The organism is Xanthomonas phaseoli pv. dieffenbachiae (genome assembly GCF_008639345.1).
GTDB classification, from domain to species: domain Bacteria; phylum Pseudomonadota; class Gammaproteobacteria; order Xanthomonadales; family Xanthomonadaceae; genus Xanthomonas; species Xanthomonas phaseoli.
This window is the reverse complement of sequence record NZ_CP041380.1, coordinates 5,046,299-5,058,723: the sequence shown is the minus strand read 5'-3', so window position 1 is coordinate 5,058,723 and position 12,425 is coordinate 5,046,299. Positions and strand designations below refer to the sequence as shown.

General features: G+C 66.1%; 11 protein-coding genes. 5 read left to right on the top strand and 6 right to left on the bottom strand.

What is annotated here, in order from left to right:
- Nucleotides 1-27: 27 nt before the first annotated feature.
- The 5 genes from FLG15_RS22445 to FLG15_RS22425 all read right to left on the bottom strand — a co-directional run bounded on the left by FLG15_RS22445 (nucleotide 28) and on the right by FLG15_RS22425 (nucleotide 4,584).
- Nucleotides 28-543, bottom strand: coding sequence for a nuclear transport factor 2 family protein (locus FLG15_RS22445; protein ID WP_057678411.1), 516 nt, complete (start codon nucleotides 541-543; stop codon nucleotides 28-30).
- Between the two features lie 28 nt (nucleotides 544-571).
- The gene (locus FLG15_RS22440; RefSeq protein ID WP_150147466.1) at nucleotides 572-1,123 is read right to left on the bottom strand and encodes a glutathione peroxidase; all 552 of its coding nucleotides are present in this window, start codon (nucleotides 1,121-1,123) and stop codon (nucleotides 572-574) included.
- A gap of 100 nt (nucleotides 1,124-1,223) precedes the next feature.
- A complete protein-coding gene (locus tag FLG15_RS22435) occupies nucleotides 1,224-1,601 on the bottom strand; it encodes a hypothetical protein (RefSeq protein WP_057678409.1) in 378 nt (125 codons plus the stop codon).
- Nucleotides 1,602-1,817: 216 nt separating this feature from the next.
- Nucleotides 1,818-3,350, bottom strand: a complete 1,533-nt coding sequence (locus tag FLG15_RS22430) for a DNA recombination protein RmuC (RefSeq protein WP_170922338.1) — start codon at nucleotides 3,348-3,350, stop codon at nucleotides 1,818-1,820.
- A gap of 226 nt (nucleotides 3,351-3,576) precedes the next feature.
- Nucleotides 3,577-4,584 (bottom strand): zinc-binding alcohol dehydrogenase family protein, encoded by a 1,008-nt coding sequence (locus tag FLG15_RS22425; RefSeq protein ID WP_057678407.1) that lies wholly within the window; start codon nucleotides 4,582-4,584, stop codon nucleotides 3,577-3,579.
- A 97-nt stretch (nucleotides 4,585-4,681) separates the two neighbouring features.
- Between FLG15_RS22425 and FLG15_RS22420 the strand changes: the two genes are divergently transcribed.
- The 5 genes from FLG15_RS22420 to FLG15_RS22400 all read left to right on the top strand — a co-directional run bounded on the left by FLG15_RS22420 (nucleotide 4,682) and on the right by FLG15_RS22400 (nucleotide 9,076).
- Nucleotides 4,682-5,614, top strand: coding sequence for a LysR family transcriptional regulator (locus FLG15_RS22420; protein ID WP_057678406.1), 933 nt, complete (start codon nucleotides 4,682-4,684; stop codon nucleotides 5,612-5,614).
- A 335-nt stretch (nucleotides 5,615-5,949) separates the two neighbouring features.
- Complete coding sequence (locus FLG15_RS22415; protein ID WP_057678405.1) at nucleotides 5,950-6,180, top strand: hypothetical protein; 231 nt, start codon at nucleotides 5,950-5,952, stop codon at nucleotides 6,178-6,180.
- Between the two features lie 135 nt (nucleotides 6,181-6,315).
- Nucleotides 6,316-6,936, top strand: a complete 621-nt coding sequence (locus tag FLG15_RS22410; protein WP_057678420.1) for a glutathione S-transferase family protein — start codon at nucleotides 6,316-6,318, stop codon at nucleotides 6,934-6,936.
- Nucleotides 6,937-7,055: 119 nt separating this feature from the next.
- Nucleotides 7,056-7,436 carry a hypothetical protein gene (locus FLG15_RS22405; RefSeq protein WP_057678404.1) on the top strand — a complete coding sequence of 127 codons (381 nt, stop codon included), beginning with the start codon at nucleotides 7,056-7,058 and terminating at the stop codon, nucleotides 7,434-7,436.
- A gap of 224 nt (nucleotides 7,437-7,660) precedes the next feature.
- Nucleotides 7,661-9,076 carry an amino acid permease gene (locus FLG15_RS22400; protein WP_057678403.1) on the top strand — a complete coding sequence of 472 codons (1,416 nt, stop codon included), beginning with the start codon at nucleotides 7,661-7,663 and terminating at the stop codon, nucleotides 9,074-9,076.
- Nucleotides 9,077-9,919: 843 nt separating this feature from the next.
- On the opposite strand, the gene FLG15_RS22395 is transcribed toward FLG15_RS22400, so the two are convergent.
- Entirely contained in the window at nucleotides 9,920-12,397 is a 2,478-nt protein-coding gene (locus FLG15_RS22395) for a GH92 family glycosyl hydrolase (protein ID WP_150147463.1), read from the bottom strand.
- Between the last annotated feature and the right edge of the window lie 28 nt (nucleotides 12,398-12,425).

Sequence of the window (12,425 nt, the reverse complement as noted above, 5' to 3'; positions counted from 1 at the left end):
GCCAAGCGCCTCGGTGTGACGGCGCTGCTAGATGCCGTCGTTGCGAGCCGGTGTCGGTACCGGTACCGACGCCGCCGCATCTTGCGCCGCGATGATTTGCCACCGACCGCTCCGCTTGATCCAGATATCGGTCCAGACATACCGGCCCGTAGACCCGTCTTTACGGGTCCATGTTTCACTCCCATGCGCGATCGCGGTATCTCCGAAGAACCTGACGTTTATCTCGTCCAGTGTGTTGGACATGATCTGCTTGGCCGGACCGGTCTCGCGGGTGACCTGGAATTTATCGTATCTGCGGCCCTTGGTATCGGTACCGATGAAGTCGTCGGCAAAGTAAATCCTGCGCTTTGACCGATTTCCTGTAACGACAGACTCTGCCCAGTCGCGAGAACAGTCGACGATGTACCGCTCCGCCTGCGCGTCGGGGGCGGACGCCGTGCCGGGCATGTGCGAGCAGCCAGCCACCATCGACAACGCGAGCATTGAAGCGCTGAAGACGTGATTGAAGGTCATTGCCTGTTCCCTTGCTGCCGACAGGGACATGACGCGTTAGCGCAATGCCGACAGCGCACTATGCGTGGGTGGCCAGCGCCGCATCCACTGCGTCGCGCAGGCGCGCATCGTCGGCGGGGATGTCCGGAGCGAAGCGGTCGATGATCGTGCCGTCGCGGCCGATCAGGAATTTTTCGAAGTTCCACAGCACACCGGGTGCGGGATTGGGGGCGATGCCGTAGCCGGCCAGTTTTTCGCGCATCGGGCCGTCGCCGGTGGTGTGCGGGTGCGTGCTGGTCAGCGCCCGATACAGCGGATGCGCCTGGTCGCCGGTGACGGCGATCTTGGCAAACATCGGGAAGGTGACGTCGTAGGTGAGCTGGCAGAACTGCGCGATCTCCGCTTCGCTGCCCGGCTCCTGGCCGTTGAAGTCGTTGGCCGGAAATGCCAGCACTTCCAGACCTTGCGTGCGCTTGTCGCGATACAGCGCTTCCAGTCCTTCGTACTGCGGGGTCAGGCCGCACTTGGAGGCGACGTTGACCACCAGCAGCACCTTGCCGCGATAGTCCGCCAACGTGGCGAGCTGGCCGTCGATGCGGGTCACGGGGATGTCGTAAAGCGTCTGGCTCATCGATGCGTCCTGGGCAGGGAGAGCCCAGAGCATAAACGGCCAACGTGGCGCGAGCGATGCCACCGGCTCACGCTGCCGGCCGTTGTCTGCGGCCAGGCCATCAATCGATGCACAACGCCGCCTGGCCCTTGCCGCCGACCACCTCCTGGCGGCAACCGAAACGATCGCTGTCGCGCTGACAGGTCCCGCCGGCCGCCGCGCCGGTCGGCACGATGCTGGTGGCCAGGCAGTCGCCGCTGCAATCGCTGTTGTCGGTGCAGGTCTTGCCGGCATCGGCATACGGCACGATGCAGCGCGGAATCTGCATGCGGCCGACCGGGCGCAGTTGGCCACCCTTTGCGGTGCAGGCAGCGGCGTCGGCGCTCGTTTGTGCAGCAGGGGCCTGCGCGGCTGGCGAGGCAGGAGAGGCGGTTGGCGCATTGCTGCAGGCAGTCAGCAGCAGCGCGCAGAGCCCTGCGTGGATCCATCGGGTCGCCATATTGAAACTCTCGTCTTGAATCGTGTGGGTGCAAGCATCGCGGTGGCGATGTCTGCGCGATGTGCTGGCTATCGGCACAAGCACATGCCGCAAACCTGCATGCGTAGGAGCGCACCCGGGCGCGACCAGCTCTACCGATAACGCTTCATCGCGCCCGGGTGCGCTTTTACGTGTGCTGTCACCTGCGGACGCCGTGCTTCGCCATCTGCAGCCGGATCACGCCTGCTCGTCGTTGCTGTCGTCTTCGCTGCTGGTTCCGGTGTCGTCGCTGCCATCGTCCAGCAAGGCCTGCGACTGCTCGCCGGCCAGGGTTTCCACCCCGCGCAGGCGGCGTTCGATGGTGCGGGTCTTGCGGCTGGCTTCGCCCAGGCTCTTGCCGACGGTGCTGATCTGCCGCTCGGCCTTTTCGAGAATGCCGGCGAACTTGCCGAACTCGCTCTTCACCGCGCCCAGCACCTGCCAGACCTCGCTGGAGCGCTTTTCGATGGCCAAGGTGCGAAAGCCCATCTGCAGGCTGTTGAGCAAGGCGGTGAACGTGGTGGGGCCGGCCAGCACCACGCGATGCTCGCGCTGCAGCAGATCGACCAGGCCGGCGCGGCGGATCACTTCGGCATACAGCCCTTCGGTGGGCAGAAACATCACCGCGAAGTCGGTGGTGTGCGGCGGGCAGACGTACTTGTCGCTGATCGATTTGGCCTGGATGCGGATGGCGCGTTCCAGTTGTGCGGTCGACTGCTTGATCGCGTCGAGATCGCCCTTTTCCTGCGCGTCGATCAGGCGTTCGTAATCTTCGCGCGGGAACTTGGCATCGACCGGCAGCCACACCACCTGCGCGTCGCCGCGTCCGGGCAGGCGGATGGCGAAATCCACCGCTTCGGCACTGTCGGGCTTGACCCGCACGCCGCGCGCGTATTGCTCCATCGTCAGCGTTTGCTCGAGGATGTTGTCCAGCTGCACTTCGCCCCAGCCGCCGCGGTCCTTGACGTTGCTGAGCACGCGCTTGAGGTCGCCCACGCCGGTGGCCAGCTGCTGCATTTCGCCCAGACCGCGCTGCACCTGTTCCAGCCGTTCGGAGACCAGCTTGAAGGAGGCATCCAGACGCGTGTTGAGCGTGGTCTGCAGTTTTTCGTCGACGGTGGCGCGCATCAATTCGAGCTTGCTGGCGTTGTCGTGTTGCAGGCTGGCCAGCTGCTGCTCGAGCGTGGCGCGCATCTCGCCCAGGCGCAATTCGTTGCGCTGGGTGAGTTCGTTCAAGCGCTGGCCCAGCGCTTCGGTGAAGCGTTGTTGCGATTGGCCGGCTTCGGCGCGGCCCTTGCGTGCGTCTTCGGCCAACGCTTCGCGCAGCGCGGCCATGTGGGTGTCGGTGCGCGCGATCAGTTCGGTCAGTTGCTGGCCGAACACGTGGATGCGGGTTTCTTGTTGCTGGCCGAAGCCTTCGAGCTGGGTGCGCAATTCGGTGAGCCGCAGGGTCAGCAGCTCGCCGGTGCGTTGTTGTGCAAGGCCGCTTTCTTCGCGCGCCTTGCGGGCATCTTCGCCGAGCGCGTCGCGCAGCAGGTCCAGGCGTTGGTCGGTGCGCGTGGACAGCTCGGTGAGGTTGCGCGCAAAGGTTTCCAGGCGGGCGTCCTGCTGCCGCGCCAGGCCTTCGAGTTGCTCGCGCAATTCGCCACGGCCGTCGCGTTGCTCGGCGCGCAGTGCATGCTCCAGCGCGGTGGTGGACGGACGTCGCAGCAGCGCCAGCAGCTGCAACACGAGGACTGCGACAAGCAGCCCGAGAAGGATCAGGGATTGGGATGACATGCGCGCAGTGTAGCGGCGCCGGTCGCAACAGCTGCGTCAGTGCGATGCCGGTTGCGTGGTCGGTGCTCACCGTCGCAGGCGCGTGGAACGTTGCGCCTGCGGCACTGCGCACCGGCGCGGCCGATGCAACAGCCAGACAGCGGCGATGCGCGCCGCTGCCTGGTCTTGAGGCGTTTAGTCAGAACCCTTCCAGCACCAGCTTGCCGCGGGTACGGTGCGATTCCAGCGCGGCGTGGGCGCGGCGCAGGTTGTCGGCGGTGATGCGGCCGTAGTGCTCGCCCAGCGTGCTGCGCAGCGTGCCGCTGTCCACCAGCGCGGCGACGCGGTTGAGCAAGTGGTGCTGGGCAATCATGTCATCGGTCTCGAACAGCGAGCGGGTGAACATGAATTCCCAGTGCAGCGACGCGCTCTTGCGCTTGAGCGGCAACGCGTCGAGCGTGGCCGGGTCGTCGATGAGGGCCAGCTGGCCCTGCGGCGCGAGCACGTCGACCAGCTGGGAAAAGTGCTGGTCGGTGTGGGTGAGGCTGGCGACGTGCTGCACTTGCGCGATGCCGATGCGCTGCAGGCCTTCGCTCAGCGGCTGGCTGTGGTCGATCACGTGATGCGCGCCGAGTGCGCGCACCCAGTCCTGGGTTTCCGGACGCGAGGCGGTACCGATCACGGTCAGCTGGGTCAGCGAGCGCGCCAGCTGCACCAGGATCGAGCCGACGCCACCGGCCGCACCGACCACCAGCAACGTCTGGCCCTGTCCGCCGCCTTCGGCGATGCGCAGGCGGTCGAACAACAGTTCCCAGGCAGTGATGGCCGTGAGCGGCAATGCGGCGGCCGCAGCGTCGTCGAGCGTGGCCGGTTTGCGCCCGACCAGGCGTTCGTCCACCAGGTGGTATTCGGCATTGGTGCCCGGACGATTCAAGGTGCCGGCGTAGTACACCGCATCGCCGGGCTGGAACAGGCTGACATCGCTGCCTACTGCATCGACCACGCCGCTGGCGTCCCAGCCAAGCACGCGCGGGGTGTCCACCGCGGCGTTGCTGCGTATCTTGGTGTCGACCGGGTTGACCGAGACAGCGTGGATGCGCACGCGCAGATCGCGCGGACCGGGTTTTGGCAGCGGCAGCTCGAGTTCGACCAGCGCGCGCGCATCGTCGATGGGCAGGCCGTGTTGCGGATAGGCGATGGCTTTCATGGCAGGGGCGTCGTGCGGGAGGGAGCTACATGGTCGGTCACCCGGATTCACGGAAAAACCGGCAAACTGCGCAAGCACTTTCACGATTGGAGTGAAGATGGTCCGCTTCGACGATCTGGCGCTATTCGTCCGTACCGCGGCGCTGGGCAGCTTCTCCAGCGCGGCGCGCGAGGCCGATCTGCTGCCGGGACAGGCCAGCGCGGCAGTGGCCCGGCTGGAACGCGCGCTGGATCTGCGCCTGTTTGCCCGGTCCACGCGCAGCCTGCGGCTGACCGCCGAGGGCGAGCAGTACCTGCCGTACGCGCGTCAGGTGCTGGAGTTGCTGCGCGACGGGCGCGAGCATGTGCGGGGCGCCGACAGTGCGCTGCACGGCGTGCTGCAGGTGACGGCGCCGTCGGACCTGGGCCGCAACGTGCTGCTGCCGTGGCTGACCGAATTCCGCGCTGCACATCCGAAGCTGACCCTGCGCCTGCACCTGTCGGACCAGGTGGCCGACCTGTATCGCGCGCCGGTGGATGTGGCATTTCGGCTCGGCCGTATCGACGATGCAGACCATGTGGCACTGCCGGTGGCAGCGGACAACCGCCGCGTGCTGGTGGCCGCACCGGCCTACCTGCAGCGCCACGGGCGCCCCGCCACGCTGGATGCGCTGCGCGAGCACGCCTGCCTGCTGTACGTGCTGGCCGGGCGCGCCTACGACCGTTGGCAATTCGACCTGGAAGGGCGCCGCCACGTGGTGCCGGTGCGCGGCACGATGCTGTGCGACGACGCCGATGTGGTGCGGCGTTGGGCAGTCGCCGGCGAAGGCATTGCCTACAAGTCGTGGCTGGATGTGTGCGCCGACGTGCAGGCCGGGCGGCTGGAGGCGCTGTTGCCCGAGTGTGGCGATCGGCTGCCGCTGCAGCTGGTGTGCCCGCACCGAAAGCAGTTTTCGCCGGCGATCCGGCAATTGCATGCGCTGTTTGCGCAGCGTTGCCAGGCGCTGACGGCGTTGTACCCGCTGCAGGCCGATGCAGTGGATGCGGGGTGATGCGGTGGAGAACGCAGCGGCGTCATCGGTACGGCCTCTTTGCTGGGCCGCGTGGAGGTGGTTGAGGGGTTGTAGGTTCAATGCCTGCCATCCGCACGCCGCAACGCTTGAGGTGCGGCGTATTCCGCGCTCGCGGCACGTGCGACCGGCTGTTTTCCTATTCCCTGCGCTTGAATGCAATGTGCCTGCTACACCGCGATGCCAAGGGTGTGCACACCGGTTTCGATTGCGCGTGGGGTGCGGCGCAGCTGCGCACGCTATTGCCGCGTTCGTTGAAGCGCCCATCACTGCAGCGGTTCTAGCCTGCCGGCATGACCACACCCCGCCCGGTTCGCATGCAGCGCTATGGCAATCGCAACGGCCACTCGGGCGTGGTGGCCTACGCGCTGGCCGATGACGCCATCGCGGTGCGTTTTCGCAGCGGCGAGACCTATGTGTATACGGCCGACAGTGCGGGTGCCGACGTGGTCGCGACCATGCAGCGGCTTGCCGCGGCCGGGCGCGGGCTGAGCACCTATATCAGCCAGAGCGTGCGCGATGCATATGCGGGCAAGCGCGCGCTGTAGCGGCGCAAGAGTGCAGCGGTGAGAATGCACTGCTCCCTGCGATTGGCCGCCGCGTGCGTGGATGCACGCGGCGTCGCATGCAGCGCATGTCACCGCCGCCAATCGCCGGCCATCACGCATAGCACCGAGGAACACATGCTGGAGATCTACGGCAAGCCGGGCTCGATCAATGTGCGCAAGGTGTTGTGGCTGTGCGACGAGCTGGCGCTGGACTACACGCTGCATGCCTATGGCAGCGGCGTTGCGTCGGTGCAGACGCCGGAATTTCGCGCACTCAACCCGAATGCGCTGGTGCCGGTCATCCGCGTAGGCGAACTGGTGCTGTGGGAATCGAACACGATCTGCCGCTACCTGGCCGCGCGCAGCCAACGCCACGATCTGCTGCCGGCCGCGCCCGCCGCACGCGCATTGGTCGAGCAATGGATGGATTGGCAGGCTACCGAACTCAATACAGCCTGGCGCTACGCGTTCATGGCCACTGTCCGTGGCAGTGCAGCGCATGCCGATGCGCAGGCGATTGCGGCGAGCGTGGAGCAGTGGAACCGGCACATGGCGATCCTGGATGCACAACTACAACGCGGCGGTCCGTTCGTCCTCGGCGCACGCTTTACGCTTGCCGACATCGTGCTGGGGTTGTCGACACAGCGCTGGGTTGCCAGCCCCATCGCGCATGCGGCGTTGCCTGCGGTGGCGGCGTATTACGCACACTTGAAGACACGCGCCGGATTCCAGCGCCATGGTTGCACGGCACCGTGATGCTGCGCGTCGCCTTTGTGCGAAGCGAACCAGACCACCGACGCGATGCATGCCGCACGCTCGCACTGCATTGACCTGGGCATAGGTAGGGTGAGGGTCTGCTTTTGCGAGGCTTGCCGATGACCACTGCCACCCACCAAACCCGCCTGCTGGCCCTTGGACTGTTCGTCTTTCTGGGCACGTTCGCAGCGATCGTCTGGTATCTGATGCGGCCCTACGGCACGGCGTATTTTTTCCCGGTGCATTTTCTGATCGGAGCGGCATTGCCGTTTTTGATCTATGCGATCGGCGGTACCCGCCTGTGGTTCTGGATGGGCATGGGCATCACCGCGTTGGTGCTGCTGTGGTTCAACCTGTGGGGCCATGAAGCCAATGGCGCGGCGCCGCGGGTGCTGGACTGGAGCCACTTCGCTGCCGGCGTGGTCGGGCTTGCCGGGGCCTGGGCAGTGCAGCTGATCTATCGCAACGCGCGCCCGCCGCATCGCCCGTCGGTTGAGTGAGCGATAAAGCCGGATTGGTGCGTCGGGATTTGGGATTCGTACAAGCGCTGGACGGCAGACGTTCTAGGTTGTCGAAGGACTGGTTAGGGCATGCGCGCGCCACGGTGATGCGGGTGGCGCGTCTACTCTGCCCGACCAGCGCCGCCGCATGACCTTGGACCGATAGCTTTGCTGCGCTGCGTTGGGCGACACTCGCGCATTCTTTTGATCCCCGCGAGGTCCGCATGTCGTCTTGGCTCAGGCGCAAATCCATCGATCAGGTCACCGTGCACGAGGCCGGTCGGCAACTGGTCCGCAGCCTGAGTTGGCCGCATCTGATCGCGCTGGGCATCGGCGCCATCGTCGGTACCGGTATCTACACGCTGATCGGCGTGGGCGCCGACAAGGCCGGACCGGCGGTGCTGCTGTCGTTCGTGGCCGCCGGCATCGTGTGCGCCTGCGCGGCGCTGGCGTATGCGGAGATGGCCACGATGATGCCGGCTGCCGGCAGCGCGTATACCTACAGCTACACCGCGCTGGGCGAGAGCATTGCCTGGGTGGTGGGCTGGAGCCTGGTGCTGGAATATTCGCTGGTGGTCAGCACGGTGGCGGTCGGCTGGTCGGGCTATTTCGTCGGCTTCCTGCAATGGCTGGGCGTGGGATTGCCGCATGAACTCATTGCCGGGCCGCATGCCGGCGGTATCGTGAACCTGCCGGCGGTGGTGATCACCTTCCTGGTGGCTGGCCTGCTGATGGCCGGCACCAAGGAAAGCGCCACGCTCAATGCCGTGCTGGTGGTGTTGAAGATCATCGCGCTGGGCGTATTCGTGGCCATTGCGCTGCCGGCCTTCAACAGCGCGAATCTGCAGCCGTTCATGCCGTACGGTTTCTCCAAGGCGGTGGGTCCCGACGGCGTGGAGCGCGGCGTGATGGCCGCGGCGGCCATCATCTTCTTCGCGTTCTATGGCTTCGATGCGATTTCCACCGCCGCCGAAGAAACCAAGAACCCGGGACGCGATCTGTCGATCGGCATCGTCGGTTCGATGATTGGCTGCACGTTGATCTATGTGCTGGTGGCGCTGGCGGCGGTCGGCGCGATGAGCTTTACCGTGTTCGGCAAGAGCCCGGAACCGCTGGCGCTGATCCTGCGCGAACTCGGCCACGGCAAGGCGGCGCTGGTGATCGGCGCGGTGGCGATCATTGCGTTGCCGACGGTATTGCTGGCGTTCTTGTATGGGCAGAGCCGCATCTTCTTCGTGATGTCGCGCGATGGCTTGTTGCCGCGCGGCTTGTCCAAGGTCAACGCACGCACTGGCACGCCGGTGGCGATCACACTGTTCACCGCGGTGCTGGTGGCAGCACTGGCGGGCGTGGCCCGGTTGGACGAAATCGCCGCGTTGGCCAATGCCGGCACGCTGGCCGCATTCACCGCGGTGGCGGCCTGCCTGTTGGTGTTGCGCGTGCGCGAACCCGGCCGCGCGCGCGCCTTCCGCACGCCGCTGGCGTGGGTGGTGGGACCGGTGGCGATCGGCGGCTGCCTGTATCTGTTCTGGAGCTTGCCGAGCAAGACGCAGGGCTGGTTCCTGCTGTGGAATGCGCTGGGTGTTGTGGTGTACCTGGCCTATGGGCGACGCAATAGCCGGTTGAATCAGGCGGGGTGAGCCGCCCTTCTCCCGTCGGGACACTGTCCTCGTTTATGGGGGAGAAGGTGCCCGCAGGGCGGATGAGGGGCGCCGCACATCCAGCGAATGCCAGCAATGACGAACGCGTCGCCACGCGCCTTCAAGAATGAATCGATATAGGCGAGCTGTACCCTTCTCCCGTCGGGAGAAAGTGGCCCGAAGGGCCGGATGAGGGTGCGGGCGAAGCCTCGTGTCATCCAATTCGTCAGGCGCTTTGCCCCCGTACCCTCACCCCTCTCCCGAGGGGAGAGGGGCTCTAGCGCTGCTGCGACGTTGCCCTTCTCCCACTGGGAGAAGGTGGCCCGAAGGGCCGGATGAGGGTACGGGCGAAGCCTCGTGTCATCCAATTCGTCAGGGGCTTTGCCCCCGTACCCTCACCCCAACCCCTCTCCCGGGGGGAGAGGGGCTCTAGCGCTGCTGCTCTTTAGCGCTACTGCGCTATTACCCTTCGCTCGTCGGGAGAAGGTGGCCCGAAGGGCCGGATGAGGGTACGGGCGAAGCCACGTGTCATCCAATTCGTCAGGCGCTTCGCCCCCGTACCCTCACCCCAACCCCTCTCCCGAGGGGAGAGGGGCTCTAGCGCTGCTGCTCTTTAGCGCTACTGCGCTACTGCGCTATTACCCTTCGTTCGTCGGGAGAAGGTGGCCCGAAGGGCCGGATGAGGGTACGGGCGAAGCCACGTGTCATCCAATTCGTCAGGCGCTTTGCCCCGTACCCTCACCCCAACCCCTCTCCCGGTGGAGAGGGGCTTTTGAGCGGCGTGCCGCTGGTCAGTGCTTGCGGCGTCTGGGCTTGCAGTGACTGGGTGGCTGCAGCCGGTTGTTACTGCGATGCTGCTGGCGTGGCGCAGAACGAGATCGGCAACGCATCCGCTTGCGTACCCCAACCTTGCGTGGGTGCCTGCTTGGTAAGGGCAAACGATAGCGTGCCGCCCTGCTGCAGCTGCGCCCAATCCAGGAAGACCTGCGGCTGCGGCTTGCCGTTCCAGCGCACGCTGTCCACGTATTGCAGCGCGCGGCCGTCGGCGCCGGGGGCGTCGATGCGCAGGCGCTTGCCGTTGCCCAGATTCAGCGTGACCCGCTTGAAGCGCGGCGCATGCAGCAGAAATTCGCCGCTGCCCGGCACTGCCGGATACAGGCCGAGCGCGCTGAACAGATACCAGGCCGACATGGTGCCGAGGTCGTCGTTGCCGGTGACGCCGTTGGGCGCATTGGTGAACAACTGCTGCGCGGCGCGCACCACGGTGGCGGTCTTCCACGGTTGCCCGATCAGCGTGTACATCCACGGTGCGTGCAGGTCCGGTTCGTTGTTGGGGTTGTAGCGGTACTGGTTGTAATAGCTGTACGGGCCAACCACCCAGTGCGTGCGTGCGGCAGTGAGCGGATCTTTCAGCAGGTCGTCGTAGGCGAAGAAGGCGTCCAGCCGCTTGCCGGTTTGTTCGCGGCCATGCATGGCCTGCAACATGCCGGGAATGTCCTGCTGCACCAGCCACTGATACTGCCAGGCGGTACCTTCGTGGAAGCCGTGCTCGGAGCGTGGGCTGTAGCGATCGTCGGAGGGCGCATACCAACTGCCGTCTTCCAGCCGCGGACGCGGGAAGCCGGTAAAGCCGGTCTCGGTATCGCGCACATCCGCGTCCCAAACGCGGTGCCAGTTGCCGCCGCGTGTGCGCAGTTGCGCGCTGTCCTCGCCATGGCCCAGTGCTTGCGCCATTTGTGCCAGCGCGCAATCGGCCAACGCGTATTCCAGCGTGGCCGAGCCGCCGTGGTGCGGGTCCACGTCCATGCCCTTGGAGGGAAACGCACGGTCGTATTGCACGAAGCCATTGGCCAGATAGTTGGCATTGCCCGAGCGCCCGGCGTGGCGCGAATTGATCGGCGGCTGGCCGAACGCATTCTGGCGCAGCGCTGCATACGCCTGCGCTTCATTGCCCTGCAGCGCGCCGAAGCGCCACAGATCCACCAGGAACGGGGTCACCGGGTCGCCGGTCATGATGTTGGTGTCGTAGTTGGCATAGCCCCAACGTGGCAGCCAGCCGCCTTGCTGATGGATCGCCAGCAGCGAGCGGCCGATGTCGCGCGCGCGCGCTGGCTGCAGCAGGGCGAGCAGCTGGTTTTGCGAGCGATAGGTATCCCACAGCGAAAAATACTCGTAGTAGGTCCAGCCATCGGCGCGATGGATCGCGTCGTCGTAGCCGCGATAGCGGCCATCGGCATCGCTGCCGGTCAGCGGCTGCAGCAAGGCGTGATACAGCGCGGTATAGGCCACGGAACGGTCGTCGTTGCTGGCGCCTTCCACCTGCATGCTGGCCAACGCATTGCGCCAGGCCTGCTGCGCGCGCTGGCGCATCTGTTCAAGACTCAGCAGTTTGTCGCCCTGCATGCCATCGGCACGCAGGTTGCTGCGGGCGCCTTGCGCATCCACGTGCGAGATGGCGCTGACCACGGTCACCGCACGCGCGTTCTTGTCCTTGCCCAGTGGGAAGCTGAGCCAGGCGCCGTTGGGCTTGAGTTCGCCGCCCATGCTGTGACGCGCGCCGGGCACGCCCCCCTCTTCGCCCCAGACGCCATGCGCGGTGAACGGGCGATCGAATTCCAGCCGAAACCACGTGGTGTATTCGTGACCGCCGCAGAAACTCTGCGTGGTCAGTTTGCCCTCGACCACGCGGTCGCCGACGATCTGCACCTGGCTGCCGATCACCACATGGCGGTCGTTGGCCTGCGCCACATTGACCAGCACATGGCCGGTGTCGGCGCCCGGTGCGAAGGTATAGCGCTCGGTCGCGGCGCGGGTGAGCGCGCTGGCTTCGGCATCGATGCCGCCGTAATCGGTGAGCCGCACCTTGTAGTAGCCGGCCTGGCCGACTTCGCCATCATGCGTGTAACGCGCGGCGTAGCGTTTCTGGTCGAAGGCCTTGGCATCGGTGGTGTCGAAGTCGCCGCCGGGGCCGATGCTGCCGGTGACCGGCAGCACCGACACCTGGCCGCCCTGCTCCCAGCAGCCGGCGCCGGACAGGAACGAATGGCCGAACCCCCGAATGCTGGGGTCGTCGTAGCGCCAGCCAGCGTAGTGCGCGCCGATCGGGCTGACCTGGATCAGGCCGAATGGCGCCGAGGCGCCCGGATACGTATTGCCGTCGTCCTTGCTGCCGATGAAGGTGTTGACCTGCGCCGGGTCCTGCGCGGCCAGCGGCCCGGACATGGCCACGCCAAGCAGGCACAGACCCACGGCGGCGCGGCGCCAGAACGGTGTGCGCGCAGCACGTGCGGTAAAACGATTGGGCGAGACGACTGACAGCATGCAGGACACCTTGGGGGAGAGGGCGGAC

Excerpts from the sequence above, each read along its gene's own strand:
- FLG15_RS22405 (WP_057678404.1), top strand. The coding sequence starts at position 7,056 with ATGACCACTGCCACCCACCAAACCCGCCTGCTGGCCCTTGGACTGTTC.
- FLG15_RS22410 (WP_057678420.1), top strand. The coding sequence starts at position 6,316 with ATGCTGGAGATCTACGGCAAGCCGGGCTCGATCAATGTGCGCAAGGTG.
- FLG15_RS22395 (WP_150147463.1), bottom strand. The coding sequence starts at position 12,397 with ATGCTGTCAGTCGTCTCGCCCAATCGTTTTACCGCACGTGCTGCGCGC.
- FLG15_RS22415 (WP_057678405.1), top strand. The coding sequence starts at position 5,950 with ATGCAGCGCTATGGCAATCGCAACGGCCACTCGGGCGTGGTGGCCTAC.
- FLG15_RS22420 (WP_057678406.1), top strand. The coding sequence starts at position 4,682 with ATGGTCCGCTTCGACGATCTGGCGCTATTCGTCCGTACCGCGGCGCTG.
- FLG15_RS22400 (WP_057678403.1), top strand. The coding sequence starts at position 7,661 with ATGTCGTCTTGGCTCAGGCGCAAATCCATCGATCAGGTCACCGTGCAC.
- FLG15_RS22435 (WP_057678409.1), bottom strand. The coding sequence starts at position 1,601 with ATGGCGACCCGATGGATCCACGCAGGGCTCTGCGCGCTGCTGCTGACT.
- FLG15_RS22425 (WP_057678407.1), bottom strand. The coding sequence starts at position 4,584 with ATGAAAGCCATCGCCTATCCGCAACACGGCCTGCCCATCGACGATGCG.
- FLG15_RS22440 (WP_150147466.1), bottom strand. The coding sequence starts at position 1,123 with ATGAGCCAGACGCTTTACGACATCCCCGTGACCCGCATCGACGGCCAG.
- FLG15_RS22445 (WP_057678411.1), bottom strand. The coding sequence starts at position 543 with ATGTCCCTGTCGGCAGCAAGGGAACAGGCAATGACCTTCAATCACGTC.